Below are 16,325 nucleotides of genomic sequence, written 5' to 3' on the forward strand. Positions count from 1 at the left end.
TATTTTTAATGCTCTTATTGAACGACCTCTTAAATGGAAAAACGTCATTGGAAAGTAATAAACATAATAAGGAAGTAATTTCCTTGTTTGAAAATAATTAAAAAAAATGAAACTTTATGAGGGAGTATTTCGTCATATATAGTAACTGGAATAGCAGGAGGATGCTTGTGAACAAAAAAATATTCTTCGTTTTCATTGTCGCTGGGGCGTTGTTTTTTGTTATTTTATATGGTGGCATCGGTCATCGTAGTGTAAGTATTAAAGAGACTACTAAGTCGAAAGAAGTTGGCGATTTTATTTTACATATACATATTGCAAATTCAGATGAAGATAAAGGCATCAAAGTATTTAGCTCATTACAATATATTGGGGAGGAATCGATAGAATTGGAGCATCAGACTCCATTAGTTTCTGTTGTATTAGGGGATGAAGAGCATGAATATACAGAAAAAAAGGTTTTAAAACAACTTAACAACGGAAATATTTACCATCCCGCAGAAAGCAGCAAAGTTTTCCGTATTACAAATAATTCGCCATGTGAATTGCATTTTAAAGCACAATTTAAGGTGAACGACGAAGAAATAGTTATTCAGCATACGGAAGCATTACAAGTACAATAGCCAGCATCTCCTAAAAGAAAAGGAGTGCTGGCTATTATGATTATTGCTTATTTACGTTTTTGTCATGTAAAAATGGTCCTACATCCATGCGAATAGGGGTGGAAAATTTACGTATGATTTGTTTTGACCAGTTGTCATTACGGCTGTTTTGTTTTCGTTCTTCATAGTATGCTTGTAATTTCTCGTCGAATTTCTTGATAAAAGGAAGCTGTTGTTCAAATGGCTTATAGTGGTTTTCATGATAAACGACTTCAAAAGGTAAGCGTGGCTTTTGTTCTGGCTTATGATCAGGATAACCAACTGCCATTCCAAACAATGGAACGACCCGTTCTGGAAGCTGCAATATTTCACTAACTTGACGGATGTCATTTCGTAAGCTTCCTAAGTAACAAATACCCAAACCTAAATCTTCGGCAGCAGTGGCTGCGTTTTGAGATGCAAGTGCAGCATCTACAGTCATAACGATGAATTGTTCTGGCGAAGCTAAGCTTGCTTGCATCGTTTCTATTTCATCTGGTGCACCTAATTGTGTCGCACGATGTAAGTCACCGCAAAATACAAATAAATGGCCATTTTTTTGTACATAAGGTTGTCCCGAAATAGCTGCAAGCTGTTCTTTAATACGTTCATCGGTAACTCCAATTATCGTATATGCCATTACATAACTAGAAGTAGAGGCCATTTGCGCAGCTTTGACAATTGTTTGAATTTGATCGTTTGTAAGCTTTTTATCTTTAAATTTTCGGATGGAACGATGTTGCATGATTGTTTGGATTGCTGAATGTGACATGGCGATTCTCCTTTACCCTATAATCTCCTTTATCATAAGTGGTTGTGTTTTCCGTTGTCAACTGAACTAGTCTTTACAAAAAGAAAGTGATATCCATATACTTCCGTTTTTGATACACTAACGGTAGACATGAAAAAGATAGGTCTCGTTTAACATAGCAAAAATTGGGTTGTTTCTACGACAATACCTTCCAGCATAGATACGTAAAGTGATATATCTTTATTCAAAGGAGGAGAAGTGGATGAAAACATTTAAATTAAAGCTATTAAATATCATGGAGGAGAAAAACGGGGAAATTATTCCCAATCATATTCCTTTATTGGATGGCTTGATTATTGACCGTGAAGATGAAAAAAATCAATGGACGGTGGAGGCATATACGGAAAGGTCTTTACAGCCCTATTTCGAAGAACTGCAAGCGTCAAAATCAGAAGTCTTGATTCAAGTGAAAATTTCCAAAGAAAGCAATGCTATGGCTACATTCATCACCTCGATTATTGGAATTAATGAAATAGGAGCCAACATTAATGTTTTATTTATAGGAAATATTGTCGATAAAAGAAAAGAAAATATTGAATCCTTATTAACGGCCCTTATTGATGAAGGTTTCCAAGGGAAGGAACTACTGGAGAAGTTTAAAGAGTTAACGTAAATTTTATTTATTGCTCAATTACAAGCATTTTCAACTTCACATTGCTATAATATGGATAAGCTTGCTTCATGAATAAGGATGTTCAAATGTTTCCTTAGTTGTTGTTATTTTTTCATTTCATTATTAATAGACGTTTATACGTTTCACCATTTGTTTTTTATAGTACTTTTGTTATTTAAAGCTGTAAACAACAGCGATCGTATGTTGTTACACGAATAATTTTTGCTTATTGTTAAGCAACTTGCTATTGGTGTACGATTTTTTAACCTTCATCGTTTATTTTTAGTATATATAGAGACTACTAAATTTGTTAGTTAATAAGGAGTAAATGGTTATGCATCATCAAAAGCCAATTGTTCGCTGGGCAAAGCGCTTATCACCTGTCCAGATATTATTATTGTTTTATTTTTTTGCTGTATTATTTTCGACAGGGATTTTGTCCTTGCCAATCGCATATCAGGATGGTGTGGACCTCCCATTTATAGATGTGTTATTTACTGCTGTCAGTGCCTTAAGTGTGACTGGTTTAAGCTCGATATCGTTAGCAGATACATTAAGTACAACCGGGATTATCCTACTTGCTTCCATTCTGCAACTTGGAGCTGTAGGCGTAATGGCGATCAGTACATTTATTTGGTTATTACTCGGGAAGAAGATTGGATTAAAAGAAAGACGCTTGATTATGGCAGATCAGAATCAATCCACGTTTGGTGGAATGGTACGTCTCATTAAGCAAATTGTGTATGTGTTGCTAACGATTGAATTGATCGGATTTCTAGTTTTAGGTACGTACTTTTTACAATACTTTGATTCAGCCAAAGAAGCATATTTGCATGGTATGTTTGGAACAATTAGTGCCATATCCAATGGCGGATTCGATATTACTGGAAATTCATTAATTCCGTTTAAAGATGATTATTTTGTCCAATTTATTAATATGTTGTTAATCATCTTCGGCGCAATTGGCTTCCCAGTGTTAATTGAAGTGAAGGAGTATTTATTTGCTGATTCCCATAAACGTAAATTCATCCGGTTTAGCTTATTTACGAAAGTGACGACGAGCACATTTTTAGCTTTGATTATTATTGGAACCATTGGTATGTTCTTACTTGATATTGTCCACTTTTTTGCTGATAAATCTTGGCATGAAATTCTGTTCTACTCTCTGTTTCAATCCGTTACGACTAGAAGCGGTGGAATGTCAACGATGGATGTCAGTTTGCTTTCGGAACCAAATCACTTATTTATGTCGCTGTTAATGTTTATCGGGGCTTCACCAAGTAGTGCTGGTGGTGGGATTCGTACGACGACATTTATATTAGTTGTTATTTTTATTGCAACCTATGCCAGAGGAGGCAGGAGCATTCGGTTATTTAACCGGGAAGTGTACGATGAAGACTTACTAAAAGCTGTTACGGTCACGTTAATGGCTTTAATACTCGTATTTACATCAATTATATTAATGTCGATTGTCGAACCATTTTCACTGACAGAAATTTTATTTGAGGTGACATCAGCGTTTGGGACTGTCGGGCTTTCCTTAGGAATAACAGATCAATTAACTTCTTTTAGTAAGTTAATTTTGATGTTTTTAATGTTTATTGGAAGAGTAGGTATCATCACCTTTTTATTTATTTTTAGGTCAAACAAACAAACTGGTAATTATCATTATCCAAAAGAAAAATTAATTATAGGGTAAATCAAGTTAGGGGAGAATGGCATGCATGAACAAAAGGTAGTTTTCCCAATTACGCAATATGTGCTTGATCATCTAAACGAAGCAATCTTAATTACAAATCAACGTGGGGTAATTGTAGCAGGAAGTAAGACAGCAGATGGAATCTTTGGCATTTCATCTGCTGTTGGTAAGCCGATAAAACAACTGCTAGAACTAACATCATTGGAGGAATCCAAGCAGCTTACATGGCTAAAGCATGATCGCCATAAAATGGTTGAAGTAACGGTGTTAACAGCAGATAGTCGAAATCAATACTACTACGTAAGACTCGGACTCGTTTCTGATCAAATGCAAACAGTAAGACAACAACTCGATAATTTCGCAACCGCACAGTTTTCAGGAACGTTGCTTTACGATAAAACAAGTGGAAATATTATGGACTGTGATACTAATGGAGCTACTATGTTCCATTATTCCAAACAGCAGTTAATTTTTAAACCGCTAAGTGAATTATTTACAAGTAAACTTCCAGACAATTTTTGGAGGAAACAGGAGAATAGAAAGCAAATAGTGCATGAGCATCCAGCAGTAACCAAAGAAGGGGATCGCTTTTTTGTTGACATATTACACTTTGATCTAAGTGCAGAGACAGGAGTTTGTTTATTAAAAGACGTAACGGAACAAGTGATAAACAAAAAGAGAATTGAATACCTCGCCTACTATGACGAATTGACAGATTTGCCCAATCGTCATTATTTTGTGCACGTTTTATCAGAAACAATTGAAAAGCTAAATCATAAGAAAGACATTTTAGCAGTATATATAGTGGATTTGGACTACTTTAAAGAGGTAAATGATATACTTGGTTATGCTGTTGGTGACGAGCTAATTCGTCATAGTGCTCGTCGGTTAAAAAAATTTTTGCATGTAGATACGTTTGTAGCACGAATGACTGGGGATAAGTTTATGATTATGCAATTTGGTCTGAATAGCAAAAAAGAGGTAATGGAATTTGCAGAGCGCCAAATTCAAACTTTTGAGGAACCCGTCATTATAAACGGATATGATATTTATACAACGGTAACTATTGGAGTTAGTCTGTTTCCTAATCATGGGACAACTGCTGAGGACTTAATCAAACATGCGAATTCTGCGATGTATGAAAGTAAAAATAATCATCGGAACAGTTATAAATTATTTGAAGCAGCGATTTCAGAGAAGTTCCAATCAACCATTACATTAGAAAGTGAACTTCGGCAAGCGATGAAGCAGGAGCAACTAGAGCTTCATTATCAGCCACAGGTCGATTTCAACACAAATGAAATTATTGGAATGGAAGCATTGCTGCGATGGAAACATCCAGAGAAAGGGTATATTGCACCCGGTGAATTTATTGGTATTGCAGAAAAAACAGGCTTAATTATAGAGATTGGCGAGTGGGTGATGTATGAAGCTTGCCGTCAAAATAAATTATGGCAGGATCAAGGTTATCAGCCGATAACAATAAGTGTAAATTTATCAGCTATCCAATTTCATCAAAAGGATTTCTTACAAAAAGTGATACAAATTATACAAAAGACGAGACTATCACCAACTTATTTAGAGTTAGAAATTACAGAGACAATGGCGATGACTAACGAACAAACTGTCCTGCATACTTTGCGAGAGTTAAGAAAGTTAGGGATTCCTGTATCAATTGACGATTTTGGTACAGGTTACTCTTCTTTAAAATTGCTCAGTTTATTTCCGATTACAAAATTGAAAATTGACAAAATGTTTATGGAGCAAAGCCATGAAGAAAACCAAATGATCGTGAAATCAATTATTCATTTATGTCATTTATTGAAATTAAAAGTGGTAGCGGAAGGTGTAGAGACAGAAGAGCAGTTTGCTTTTTTAAAAGCTGAACAATGTGATCAACTCCAAGGTTACTATTTCAGTAAAGCCTTACCAGCAAACGAGGCTCAGCAGTTGTTAGTGAAGCATTAACTTGAATAGCTCAAAACGATGAATGAAAAAAATTTTCAGGTATTGAAATGGTAAACAAAGACAGGTATCAAAGTCTAAAAGTTAATATTGAAACGAATGTAAAGAAGTAGCTTGTGCCATGGATTTGGCACAAGCTGCTCTCTTGATATAATTAACAGTAAAATGCAGCACCTACAATGATTAATAGAATAAAAAGCACTACAATTAGTGCAAAATTGCTACCATATCCGCCGGAACCGTAACCATAACCACCATAGCCTGGAGAACCACAGCCTCCGCCATATCCGAATCCCATCATTTCACCTCCTAATAATCTTACAGTTATACCATATGCAATCAGGCAAGAAAAGTTTGGACGTTTATCCTATTTTTAATGAATTAGCATACGATCCAAAAGTAATGCATTGGTAAGGTGCTTTATCTACTGTTGTGACATACTTCATGCCGTATGTGTACCGTTCTGTTAAATTTTTTAAGCGTATGACATGCTGAAGGGAAGACAACAACGACTGCCTATTTTTATTCCGCATGAAACTGGCAATAATACCCTCACGTATCCTATGAGGTATGCCATGTAAGTAGAGAGGACAACTGACAAGTTAAATTGTCCCACTTTGACCCAAAGCTTAGGTCACACCTCTGCTATACTACCAACAGTGGGGATGAAGAAACCCACTACTGATTAAAAATTCACTTTACCACTCGAAGTGCAAATATAATCTAATTACTAGTTCAAGTGAATGGTATATAAAAAGGGGGGAAATTGTTCCACCCATTATTAATTGTAAAGGAAACGATAAAATTAGGTGCTTATGGATAACGAAATAACCGAATAGCCACGTCCGGCGCAAGCGCCCAGCAACGATGCGACTTTAGAAATGCGCCCTACGATAAGGCCTCATAGGTTCGTGGCAAAGAGGAAGGCCGACTAAAAACGGGTTTGCCGCTCAGGCGTGGGTATACCCCTGTTTTTAGTGGCAGGATTCCTAAATCTTTAGTTGATTCGTTCCATTCGCTACGTTGCTAAACGGGCGCCCCGCGCCTTTGTTCTTCAATCGTCCTTTTCCTTTTGTTTTTTAGTTGAAATGCTAGAAATTTTCAGCTGATCATTTTCATATTTTGTGATAAACGTGTAAATATACGTTTCTTTCGATGGTTTTTCTTCATCTTCTGAGCGCTTTTCAATGGTTACGCTTAGCTTAGAATGAACATGATTCTCCTCTGTAATGGTACTTTTAGGCTCATCAAAAGTTACTTTTGTAAAATCAATATATTTATCCCGGAAATCTTTATAGGAGGTTTTAGAAAGCATTTCACTGGCTAATAGTGCATATGCATTCACATAATCACGCAATTCGATGCTATCAAGGAAGTAAGTAATTAAATATTCCGCATCTGCGGTTAGTTTTTCCGGATCTTTTGTACTTATAAGGTCGGAAGTGCTAGCAAAGTCTAATTCTTCCGTTTGTGCTTCGTTGGACCAAGCTTCAATTTGCTCAATAACATCTTTTATCGGAATACTAAAACCAATCGTTCCATCTTTCGTACCTACAGAATTAATTCCAACAACATTCCCAGTTTTACGATCAATTAGAGGTCCGCCGCTATTTCCTTCTGCAATTTGCGCAGAGATTTGATAGGCATTGTTGTAATTAAAACCGTCTACTGAAAAGTTTCGTTCTTGCCCAGAGATAATTCCTAAAGTAACTGTATTTTGAAATCCATGAGGACTACCTAATGCAATGACTTCATCTCCGACTTCAGGGTATTTATCTTTCTCTACATGCATAAATGGACCAGCAAGTTGGGGAACACGGATAACGGCTATATCTGTATCCTCACCAACACCGACTACGGCAGCTGGATAAATTTGTGCATCTGCCGTTCTTACATAGATAAGATCTGCGTCTTTTATGACATGCGCATTGGTTATAATATCTCCTTGTTTATTATATAAAAACCCCGAACCTGTCATGGTGCTGTCTTCATTTTGTCCTTCAATTTGGATCACATTCTTTTCTGCTTCATGGATGATAGATTTTAAATCAAGCTCTTGGTTGCTCGTTGTAATTTGGTGAATAACAGGGTTACTGATGGACATATTTTCTTGCTTCCATTGCTGATACATATAACCCATTATAATAAAGCCGAAGATAAGGATAATGCCCGATAAGATCATAGGGGCATGTTTACTTTTTATCACGTGATGTCACCTCAATTATAGAAAGCGCTATTCTTTATACCAAGTTATGGTCTTAACTTCAACTCTTAACGCTTGGTTTTTATCGTTCATATCATAATGGGTAAATTCAAAGTTCCCTGTTTCATCTGGGTACAGTTCATCAGGGAAGACATATACTTCATTCGTTAAAATCTCTTCTCCTTTGTTCGTTTTAATAATGTACTCCACCATAATCGAGTTAATGGGAATGGTTGCAACATTTTGAACTTGCCCTTTTACAACAAGATTTTCTTGATCGTCACTTGTAATCTCAATTTTTTTCAATTTAATAGCTTCAGAGTCATTTAACTGCTGTTCTTTATTTGCTGTGGTCATTGCTTGTTCAATTCGACTTTGTTGTGCAGTTTCAAAAGCTACTTTTTCTTTATCAATGGTCGTTTGCAAGCTTAACAATTTTTCTGAATCTGGAGCATATTTTAAACCATCTTTGACAATCACGTTTGCATTGTTAAATTGATTATTTGTTAAATGCTCACTAGCTTTGGTAAACACAAAATTTACAATTTGCTCACGTATATTTGCCGACAATTGCTCTGCTTCTGCAGTTTCGATAGAAGTAGCATCCCAAAGTAAGATTTTCAATTGATCGATGTCGGGTTCCTGTTGTAGGGCGTGCTTGAGTTTCTCCAATTTAATGGTGTTTCGTTCTTTGGTAATACGTTCAACAATCTGGTTAACAGCTTCGCCATTAAAATCTTGTAAATCCTTTTCCGATTGGCTCAAACTCTCTAATGCTTTCGCATATTTTTCCTCTTTAAGCAATTGTTTCGATTCCTGTAATGTTGCTTCAATGGAAATGGCTTTATCCATAAACGCTAGTGAAGCTTCTGCATGCTGAAAATTATCCTTTAATTTAAGTGCATTTTGAAACAATGTTTGTGCTGCTTGATAATCCTGTGCTAGTACTTTTTGCTCGCCTTCCATATAGTATTCCTTAGCTTTCGCAGTACGAATTTCTAATGTGACATAAAAGGCAATAAATAATAATAATAAGAGAGCACTAGAGAGAAACGGAAGTCTCCATCGTTTAATATTCGGTTTGTTACCAAGGCGATTATATCTATCTTCTGGAAGGTACTTTCCGCATTTTATACAGTAGGTCTCTTCCTCTTTTGTCTGTACGCCGCAATAAGGGCAATAAAGCATAGGCTCACCTGCTTATGAAAGTATGATTGCAAATTTTACCTAAATAGTGGATAACCCCCATTTAAGTGAAACCAGCTTGGGTTATTTTATTTTATCATATTTTAACTTCCCTACGTGAATGAAAATTGATATGATATACTGGAGTTGTATCATTATAAAAGCTACGATACATTTTTGTAGTAGGGGGAGGTAGGCTTTTCATACTGATTTCTTAAGAAGGCAAAAAAGTCTACTCATTATTCTTTCAAGGGGGTGCAACTGCTAGATGGAAATTACGTTTGCGGTTATTTGTTTTGCGATTTTATTATTGAATATTGGTTATTGTATATTTGATAGCGAAAAATAGTCATAAGAGTGTGGTCAAAGAAGAATGAAGGCTGACTTAACTCTATGGCGTAAGGTTGAAAGCACCGACCCTCATATGTTAGCAGTTGAGCAGTAGGACTGGAGAAGGGAAATTTCACTTGACCGTAGTGTATGTCAAAAATTAACCGTTTCAGGTACGAGCCAATGAAGAAATTCAAGAACTCACTTAAACCGACCACCATTAGAAATAAGATAGAGGCTGTGACATAACTAAAGCAGCTGATTAAAAAAACAAAAAAATCGCCAATTGTGTATACGCAAGTTTTAGCGTAGTCAAAATAGGTAGAGTCCTGCGGGAACAGCGCGAGCTGAAGATCCCCCAGGAAAACCATTTTTGCTTTCGAGGAAGCTGAGGCTGCGCCTCGCGGAAAGCGAAGTATTTTGACATAGCGGCGATAGAAATTTTTTTAATGCAAATAAGCCGAACAATTATAAATGGATTGTTCGGCTTTTGCTATATAGTATTTGTTTATGTCCCAGCCTCTTATCTAGTTAATGTCCATTGATCAAATGGAAAGATAACAAATTCTGATCGTCCAATAATTTCGTCTTCCTCAATAAAGCCTAATCCATTTCGACTATCTTTACTAATGGCTCGGTTATCTCCCATTACAAAATAACTTCCTTCAGGTACCTTTTCTGGTCCATAATTACCAGACTGGCGCTGTGCATTTTCACTTAGAAATGTTTGATCATATCTTTTACCATTTATATATAAATTGCCATCGTTTATTTCAATTGTTTCACCTGGTAGCCCAATAACTCGTTTTACATAATTTTTATGAGGTTTTTCAATGATAACAATGTCTCCGCGCTCTGGCTCATCAAGAATATATATAATTTTATTGAAAATAACTCTTTCGCCGCTCTGAAGAGTAGGATCCATGCTTTCTCCATCTACAATGGAAGTTGCAAAAATGAATGTTTTTAAAAAGATAGCAATTAAAACAGCAATAATGATTGCTTTTGCCCATTCTAACCATTCTTTTTTCTTGTTTGATTTTGTCACCGAAGACATCCTTTCTCAAAAAAACATTTCATTAATATAGTAGCATAGTGCTGATAACTAAGCGAGTGTAAAAGCCTAAGAGAACTTAGTAAATATAAAGAACCTAGCTTTCTTAAATTCATTATGCTTTTATTCAAGTTCATTCATAACAAATATTAAATGTTGTTTTTAACTGTGAAAAAAATCATTACTTCCATATTAACTTCTTTTTTTCAGCGCTGTAAGTCAAATTTTAAAATGAATAATGGGTTTATTAATTAAATCAATAATGTCTCCCGTACGAACTGACAGTTAGATCTGCTCCCTTATCCTACTAGATGAGCCCCAAAGAGGGAAAAGCGAGGGATTTAACCGCAAGTTAAATGTGTAATTCTGTCCTCAAGCCATAAGGTCATTCCCGTTCGGTACTAACAATCAGTGGACAATGAAGGATCCCTCTACAGGTTGAAGTTTCACTTTTTGTTTCACTATAGGATAGTATATAGAGGGAGTATAAGAAAGTATAAACTTAGGTGCTTGGAGATAACGAAATAACTGAATAGCCACGTCCGGCGCATGAGCCCAGCAACTAGGCGACTTCACGAATCGCCCTACGATAAGTCATCATCGGTTCGTCGCTAAGGGGAAGGCCGACTAAAAACGGGCTTGCCGCTCAGGCGTGGGCATACCCCTGTTTTTAGTGGCATGATTCCTTTATCTTTAGTTGATTCGTTCCATTCGTTACGTTGCTAAATGGGCGCCAGCGCCTTTGTTCCACTTGTTTAACTTCTCCATTCCATTTTAGTCTATTCTTGTATACTTAACTATACAGGAAAAAGCTTGTCATTTTCTGTCAAGCTATGCTACATTTAATGAAAGCTGTAACAGTTGGATCATTCAAAGATAAGTAGTTTCTGGATTTGTTTAACTTATTTATGAAATAAAGGTAATTCCCGCTTCTTTATCCCTTATATAAGGTGCTGTAAGGCTCCCACTTGAGGAGTTAGATAATCTGTACTGCACAAGTCGAAGTGGGAGATAGCAGCACCTAAATGCCCTATTCCGTAAGAGGCCTTTAGGTCAATACCATTACGGTACTAACAAGCAGTAGGGAATGAATGAAAACCCCACTGATTGAAGATTCACTTTATCATTAAGTTATGGGTTTTCCATAGGCTATTTGTACTATTTATTAAGCAAACTTTTAAGGACAAAAGCATCATTATTTCGCCACCTAAAAGTTTAGACCAAGGAGGTAACTCTTTAGCTATAATGAAAACGACCGACGATCTATTAAAACGCATCGAATATTTACGACAAAGAATGACGGAAGTCGCCTTAGAAAAGGGATTTACTAATTTAGAAGCTATCGAACTAAGCCAGGAATTAGATCAACTCTTAAATTTATATGAAACCCAAAAGCGGCATCGTTCAAAGAAGACTAAATATTAATTTAATGGATTTTGCTGCATGTATTCTTCTAAGCGATCCAATCCCAAGTTTAGTGTACGCTTATCATAGGCATAAGACAATCGCATGTACCCTTCTCCTAATTTTGAGAAACTATCTCCAGGTACTAAAGCAAGCCGCCCTTTCTGAACGAGATCCAGTCCAAACGTAAAAGAAGTCATTTCTTTAAGTGGAAAATATGGAAACATATAAAACGCCCCATTTGGTTTCGGACAATGTAAACCAATTTTTTGCAATCGATCGTACACGAAATTCCTTCGCTCATGATAAGCTACTTGCATTTTTTTGGTATCATCTACTCCAGAAGTTAGTGCCTCTAATGCAGCATATTGGCTAATGGAAGATGCACAAGATACATTGTATTGATGTACTTTTAGCATTTCTCTGGAAAGCCAATCTGGAGCAAGTGTGTAACCAATTCGAAATCCTGTCATGGAATGCGACTTGGATACTCCATTAATTACAATTGTCCTCTCTTTCATCCTAGGAAAGCTAGCGATGGAAGTATGTGTTTGATCATAAATAAGCTGGCTATAAATTTCATCAGCTAACACAAATACCTGCTTCTCCTGTAATACAGTTACGAACGAAGCCAACTCCTCTTTGGAAAAGGATATTCCAGTGGGGTTGGAAGGGTAAGGGAGAACAACGCATTTTGTTTTTGGTGTAATATGTTTCTCCAATGTTTCTTTTGTTAATTTCAAATTTGTCTTGGTCGTATCCATATAAATAGGTTTGGCACCAGCCAAACGAATTAAAGGTTCATAACCAGGATATATTGGTGCTGGAAGCAGTACTTCATCGCCAGGGCTTAAAATGGTTCGAAAAGCAACATCAATAGCTTGAGAAGCACCTGTTGTTACTATAATTTCCTTTTCAGGAGAGTATGACACTTCATAGTTTGTTTCATAAAATTGTGAAATGGCCTTACGTAATGGTAGAATCCCGGCATTATGCGTATAGGTTGTTTGATTGGACATCAGTGCCTGAATAGCCGCTTGCTTAATATGTTCAGGTGTATGAAAATCTGGTTGACCAATAGTTAATGATATAACATCCTCTTCATCTGCAACCATATTAAAGAATTTACGAATGCCTGATATTTCTATTGCTTGTACATGTTTATTCAATAAGTGCTGCATAACATAACCTCCAACAGTAAAAGTGATATAATTGTTAAAAAATATTTGAAAATATGTGATTTAGTCTCGATAAATATAAGGTATACTTATAGTATAAGATAAAAGGAGTGTATCATATGAGACCAAAAACGTTAAATTTTGAGCAATTAGTTAAAAAAAATAAACAAGAATTGCTTGAAGATGAGCATAGTATATCACGAATTGAAAAGAAGTTGGAAAAGAAACAAATGGAGCTTGTAGAAAAAAAGCGAGAAAAAAAGATAATATTGTAGATAAAAAAACCCCGGTCAACTGAATATAGTTTAGATTTAATTTTCAGACTGTTGCTTCTGTTTTGTTTTTTGAAATAGAAGTAACAGTCTTTTGTATGAAATTATTCTTAAATCGTTATGTTTGCAACTCACTATCTATTTTCTGTTTACGCTGCATTAATAAGATGGTTCCTAAAATAACTATCATACCAATCATTTGTTGGGTCGTAAATGTTTCATGAAAAATGAAAATACCGATTAACATAGCAACTACAGGTTCTACTGTTGTTAATATCGATGCCTTTGAAGCCTCGATATCTTTTAAACCCCATGTGTAAATAATATATGCAAAAGCAGTTGGTAAAAAGCCCAATCCAAATGCATAAAGAATGACAGCGGGTTCTAAAAGTAATATTCCTTTATCCCCAAAAGGAAAAAAGGGAGTTAATGCAACCGCAGCTGTAATAAAAGTGTATGTTGTAATATTAAGTGTTGAGTAAGTTACTAAGGCGAATTTACTGAAAATGCTGTATAAAGCATAACCAAATCCAGCTCCCAAACCAAATACAACCGCTTGAAAAGATACCGTATTTACATTTAATGGATAAAATTCAATGACGAGAGATACTCCTACAAAAGTGCAGACTAAAGCAGCTACTTTTTCTTTATTTAACGGTTCTTGTAAGAAAAAGTAAGATAGGATGACGACAAAGGCGGGACCGGTGTATAAGAGTGCTGTAGCTACTGGAATTGTGCTGAGCTCCATTGCAGTAAATAAACAAAAGTTGAAAAAAGAAATACTCAGAATACCCGTTCCGATAAAATATCGAATATCTTTTATAGCATGTAGTTTTAATTCTCTACGGGCAAAAAGAAGTAAATAGCTAACGAGCAAAATAGCAGCTGTCCATGCTCGTAATATAACAACATCTATTGGCGAAAACCCGTAGTCATAAAGCTGTTTTACATACCAACCTATTGTTCCCCATAATGCAGCGCCAAGTAAAATGAATATGTATGCTTTTTTCAATCTTAACGATCCCCCTTGAATAAAAAATATAATTATATCTTTTGCAGAAACAAAACATGTGAGCGTTCCATGCGCTCTCATATTAACATGTGAGAGATAGTTCAAGTTATATACATGTTTTACCTTTTTAACTGGATAACATTTAACGGTTTCTTTTATCTCTTATATAAGGTGCTGTAAGACTCCCACTTCAGTAGTTGGTTGTACTGCAGCAAGTCTAAGTGGGAGATAACAGCACCCAATCGTTCAGGCTTTTAGGTCATACCATTACGGTACTAACAATCAGTGGGAGAATGAATGAAAAACCCCTACTGATTGAAGATTCACTTTATTCTATGTGTGTTTCTAAGTTGAGGTTATTTGGAATTGAAAAAATAGTAGAAACTCATTTGCAGCTTTCAAATGGGAGATAATATCAAGCTACAAAGCGACAGGATTAGATTTGCTATATTTATTTAAATTATAACAAGAAATAGTTAATCATTATACACATGTATGCGCTTATGTATATCAATAAAATAAATTGGGAAAAATATTAGGAATCTTAGTGAAAAGGAGGGGATGGTATGGATGATATGGAGCTAGCTTTGGAGTTATTAAACCCATCACAAATACAAGAAAAATATTGGTATATTTTCTTTCTTGTTTGTACGATCTGTTTCATCTATTTTTTATCGCGCTCATTTATTCGTTGGGTTATTCATCGGAATGCAATATTACTTCTTTCTTATCTCGTTATCAGTTTATTCATTTTCACCATATATTTTGCCATTAGTTTATTAAATGGTGGATTAAATACGAGTTTTTTTCAATCCTTTCCGTTAATTATGCAATCTTTAGCTGTGTTTGGGTTAATATTAATTCTTAGATCGATGTTCAAGTATTGGTTAAAATAGACTTATGGAGGAGAGTTATGCTCAAGTTGGGGGAAGGTTATAATGCTTTATGACCTGCTTTCCTATACAGTTATCTTATAAAAAGCCAATCTAGCTAGGGGTTATTCAAAAAGTGTAGTAGAATGACACATCGAATTTCTTCATTGGCTCGTTTCTACGTTGCTTGGAAAAGGGTTTCCCCCTTTTCCTGCGTGAGAATGTGTTTCGAGGATGCCTATACTGGTACTCATGCATTTGTATCGCATACGGGGCCTGCTCTAAAACCGTCCAAGTCCTGTGACGGGCGTAGAAGTCAGTAACACGCAAGTCTGCTACTCGAAACTTTGCGGCCTCGAACTTCGCCGTATAGGCCCACTGATTGAAGATTCACTTTATTGCGTAGTAACGAAACGAAGAAAGCGATACCAAGAAGGTGCATCGCTTTCTCGCATTTCAGCTCGGTCTACCGTATCTCTGTTAGTTTGCAATCAAAATTACGATTGAGAATAGGGGCTAATTGCGATGCGATTTTGTCGGTGGCCATTCCATTTTTCCTAGAGATGACGGTGTGTAGTAGGTAGAAGCTCTCCTGCCTGCTCTTTTCATTGGATATGGAGGCTTTTTGGCTTTCCAGTTAATATAGCGATAAATGATTTTTTTTGCTTGTGACAAGGACATCTTTGTTTGCGGGTTGCGGTAACTATCATCTAATTCACCTAGGTGTTGTAATTCTTTGAAATCATCCTTTGTTGGAGGAATATGAAAATAGTAATCGGCTACTTGAACGAGTAGAGTAGAGTGCTGATTACTGTATTTGGGGTGTTTGGAAAAGTGCAGACCAACCTTCTTCGCTAAATTTTGCTGTAACAACTGGTTTATCGTTGCTTTTTTTATATAATATAAGTGTTTAGGGTCAGGAGCGGTTTTTGCATGACGGTTTACTGTATAAAGTGCTTTCGCTATTTCTTCAATTTGCTCTTGTTCCTTCATCCCATTTGCTCCTCCTTAGGCTAAAATTGTACATTTATCCCGATGGTAAGGTGTTGTTAGTCGTCCGCTTCGGGGAAGCCCGAGAGATACCAAGAA

14 protein-coding genes and 1 pseudogene are annotated in these 16,325 nt (G+C 36.1%); 7 read left to right on the forward strand and 8 right to left on the reverse strand.

The window, feature by feature from the left end; translation table 11 throughout:
• Positions 1-167 precede the first annotated feature (167 nt).
• Complete coding sequence (locus BKP57_RS19435; protein WP_050352575.1) at positions 168-620, forward strand: hypothetical protein; 453 nt, start codon at positions 168-170, stop codon at positions 618-620.
• Positions 621-660: 40 nt separating this feature from the next.
• On the opposite strand, the gene nfsA is transcribed toward BKP57_RS19435, so the two are convergent.
• Entirely contained in the window at positions 661-1,410 is a 750-nt protein-coding gene (gene nfsA, locus BKP57_RS19440) for an oxygen-insensitive NADPH nitroreductase (RefSeq protein ID WP_072742202.1), read from the reverse strand.
• Between the two features lie 241 nt (positions 1,411-1,651).
• On the opposite strand from nfsA, the gene BKP57_RS19445 reads away from it, so the two are divergent.
• The 3 genes from BKP57_RS19445 (at position 1,652) to BKP57_RS19455 (ending at position 5,729) form a co-directional block, all read left to right on the forward strand.
• Positions 1,652-2,062, forward strand: coding sequence for a YwpF family protein (locus BKP57_RS19445; protein ID WP_050352577.1), 411 nt, complete (start codon positions 1,652-1,654; stop codon positions 2,060-2,062).
• 334 nt (positions 2,063-2,396) lie between these two features.
• Positions 2,397-3,761, forward strand: coding sequence for a TrkH family potassium uptake protein (locus BKP57_RS19450; RefSeq protein WP_050352578.1), 1,365 nt, complete (start codon positions 2,397-2,399; stop codon positions 3,759-3,761).
• Positions 3,762-3,782: 21 nt separating this feature from the next.
• Positions 3,783-5,729, forward strand: coding sequence for a sensor domain-containing protein (locus tag BKP57_RS19455; protein ID WP_072742203.1), 1,947 nt, complete (start codon positions 3,783-3,785; stop codon positions 5,727-5,729).
• A gap of 151 nt (positions 5,730-5,880) precedes the next feature.
• Here the strand turns inward: BKP57_RS19455 and BKP57_RS23010 are convergent.
• The 4 genes and pseudogenes from BKP57_RS23010 to lepB form a co-directional block, all read right to left on the reverse strand.
• Positions 5,881-5,964: pseudogene (locus BKP57_RS23010) on the reverse strand (YjcZ family sporulation protein); the annotation flags it as partial.
• Positions 5,965-6,780: 816 nt separating this feature from the next.
• Entirely contained in the window at positions 6,781-7,932 is a 1,152-nt protein-coding gene (locus BKP57_RS19465; protein ID WP_232231250.1) for a S1C family serine protease, read from the reverse strand.
• 27 nt (positions 7,933-7,959) lie between these two features.
• The gene (locus tag BKP57_RS19470) at positions 7,960-9,117 is read right to left on the reverse strand and encodes a zinc ribbon domain-containing protein (protein WP_050352580.1); all 1,158 of its coding nucleotides are present in this window, start codon (positions 9,115-9,117) and stop codon (positions 7,960-7,962) included.
• An 850-nt stretch (positions 9,118-9,967) separates the two neighbouring features.
• Positions 9,968-10,501: a signal peptidase I gene (gene lepB / locus BKP57_RS19475; RefSeq protein ID WP_050352581.1), complete on the reverse strand. Its 534-nt coding sequence runs from the start codon at positions 10,499-10,501 to the stop codon at positions 9,968-9,970.
• A 1,242-nt stretch (positions 10,502-11,743) separates the two neighbouring features.
• On the opposite strand from lepB, the gene BKP57_RS19480 reads away from it, so the two are divergent.
• The gene (locus tag BKP57_RS19480) at positions 11,744-11,923 is read left to right on the forward strand and encodes an aspartyl-phosphate phosphatase Spo0E family protein (RefSeq protein WP_050352582.1); all 180 of its coding nucleotides are present in this window, start codon (positions 11,744-11,746) and stop codon (positions 11,921-11,923) included.
• On the opposite strand, the gene BKP57_RS19485 is transcribed toward BKP57_RS19480, so the two are convergent.
• On the reverse strand, positions 11,920-13,083 hold the full coding sequence (locus tag BKP57_RS19485) for an aminotransferase A (protein ID WP_050352583.1): 1,164 nt from the start codon (positions 13,081-13,083) through the stop codon (positions 11,920-11,922). The two genes, BKP57_RS19480 and BKP57_RS19485, sit on opposite strands and share 4 nt — an antisense overlap.
• Before the next feature lie 116 nt (positions 13,084-13,199).
• On the opposite strand from BKP57_RS19485, the gene BKP57_RS19490 reads away from it, so the two are divergent.
• Positions 13,200-13,355 carry an FbpB family small basic protein gene (locus BKP57_RS19490; RefSeq protein ID WP_072742205.1) on the forward strand — a complete coding sequence of 52 codons (156 nt, stop codon included), beginning with the start codon at positions 13,200-13,202 and terminating at the stop codon, positions 13,353-13,355.
• A 115-nt stretch (positions 13,356-13,470) separates the two neighbouring features.
• On the opposite strand, the gene BKP57_RS19495 is transcribed toward BKP57_RS19490, so the two are convergent.
• Positions 13,471-14,364, reverse strand: coding sequence for a DMT family transporter (locus BKP57_RS19495; RefSeq protein ID WP_050352584.1), 894 nt, complete (start codon positions 14,362-14,364; stop codon positions 13,471-13,473).
• Between the two features lie 566 nt (positions 14,365-14,930).
• Between BKP57_RS19495 and BKP57_RS19500 the strand changes: the two genes are divergently transcribed.
• Positions 14,931-15,260 carry a hypothetical protein gene (locus tag BKP57_RS19500; RefSeq protein ID WP_050352585.1) on the forward strand — a complete coding sequence of 110 codons (330 nt, stop codon included), beginning with the start codon at positions 14,931-14,933 and terminating at the stop codon, positions 15,258-15,260.
• 492 nt (positions 15,261-15,752) lie between these two features.
• On the opposite strand, the gene BKP57_RS19505 is transcribed toward BKP57_RS19500, so the two are convergent.
• The gene (locus BKP57_RS19505; protein ID WP_072742206.1) at positions 15,753-16,229 is read right to left on the reverse strand and encodes a YkyB family protein; all 477 of its coding nucleotides are present in this window, start codon (positions 16,227-16,229) and stop codon (positions 15,753-15,755) included.
• Positions 16,230-16,325: the final 96 nt, after the last annotated feature.

Origin of the sequence: Virgibacillus sp. 6R (genome assembly GCF_001895305.1) — a bacterium.
Taxonomy (GTDB): domain Bacteria; phylum Bacillota; class Bacilli; order Bacillales; family Amphibacillaceae; genus Virgibacillus; species Virgibacillus pantothenticus.

Excerpts from the sequence above, each read along its gene's own strand:
- nfsA (WP_072742202.1), bottom strand. The coding sequence starts at position 1,410 with ATGTCACATTCAGCAATCCAAACAATCATGCAACATCGTTCCATCCGA.
- BKP57_RS19445 (WP_050352577.1), top strand. The coding sequence starts at position 1,652 with ATGAAAACATTTAAATTAAAGCTATTAAATATCATGGAGGAGAAAAAC.
- BKP57_RS19450 (WP_050352578.1), top strand. The coding sequence starts at position 2,397 with ATGCATCATCAAAAGCCAATTGTTCGCTGGGCAAAGCGCTTATCACCT.
- BKP57_RS19455 (WP_072742203.1), top strand. The coding sequence starts at position 3,783 with ATGCATGAACAAAAGGTAGTTTTCCCAATTACGCAATATGTGCTTGAT.
- BKP57_RS19470 (WP_050352580.1), bottom strand. The coding sequence starts at position 9,117 with ATGCTTTATTGCCCTTATTGCGGCGTACAGACAAAAGAGGAAGAGACC.
- lepB (WP_050352581.1), bottom strand. The coding sequence starts at position 10,501 with ATGTCTTCGGTGACAAAATCAAACAAGAAAAAAGAATGGTTAGAATGG.
- BKP57_RS19480 (WP_050352582.1), top strand. The coding sequence starts at position 11,744 with ATGAAAACGACCGACGATCTATTAAAACGCATCGAATATTTACGACAA.
- BKP57_RS19485 (WP_050352583.1), bottom strand. The coding sequence starts at position 13,083 with ATGCAGCACTTATTGAATAAACATGTACAAGCAATAGAAATATCAGGC.
- BKP57_RS19490 (WP_072742205.1), top strand. The coding sequence starts at position 13,200 with ATGAGACCAAAAACGTTAAATTTTGAGCAATTAGTTAAAAAAAATAAA.
- BKP57_RS19500 (WP_050352585.1), top strand. The coding sequence starts at position 14,931 with ATGGATGATATGGAGCTAGCTTTGGAGTTATTAAACCCATCACAAATA.
- BKP57_RS19505 (WP_072742206.1), bottom strand. The coding sequence starts at position 16,229 with ATGAAGGAACAAGAGCAAATTGAAGAAATAGCGAAAGCACTTTATACA.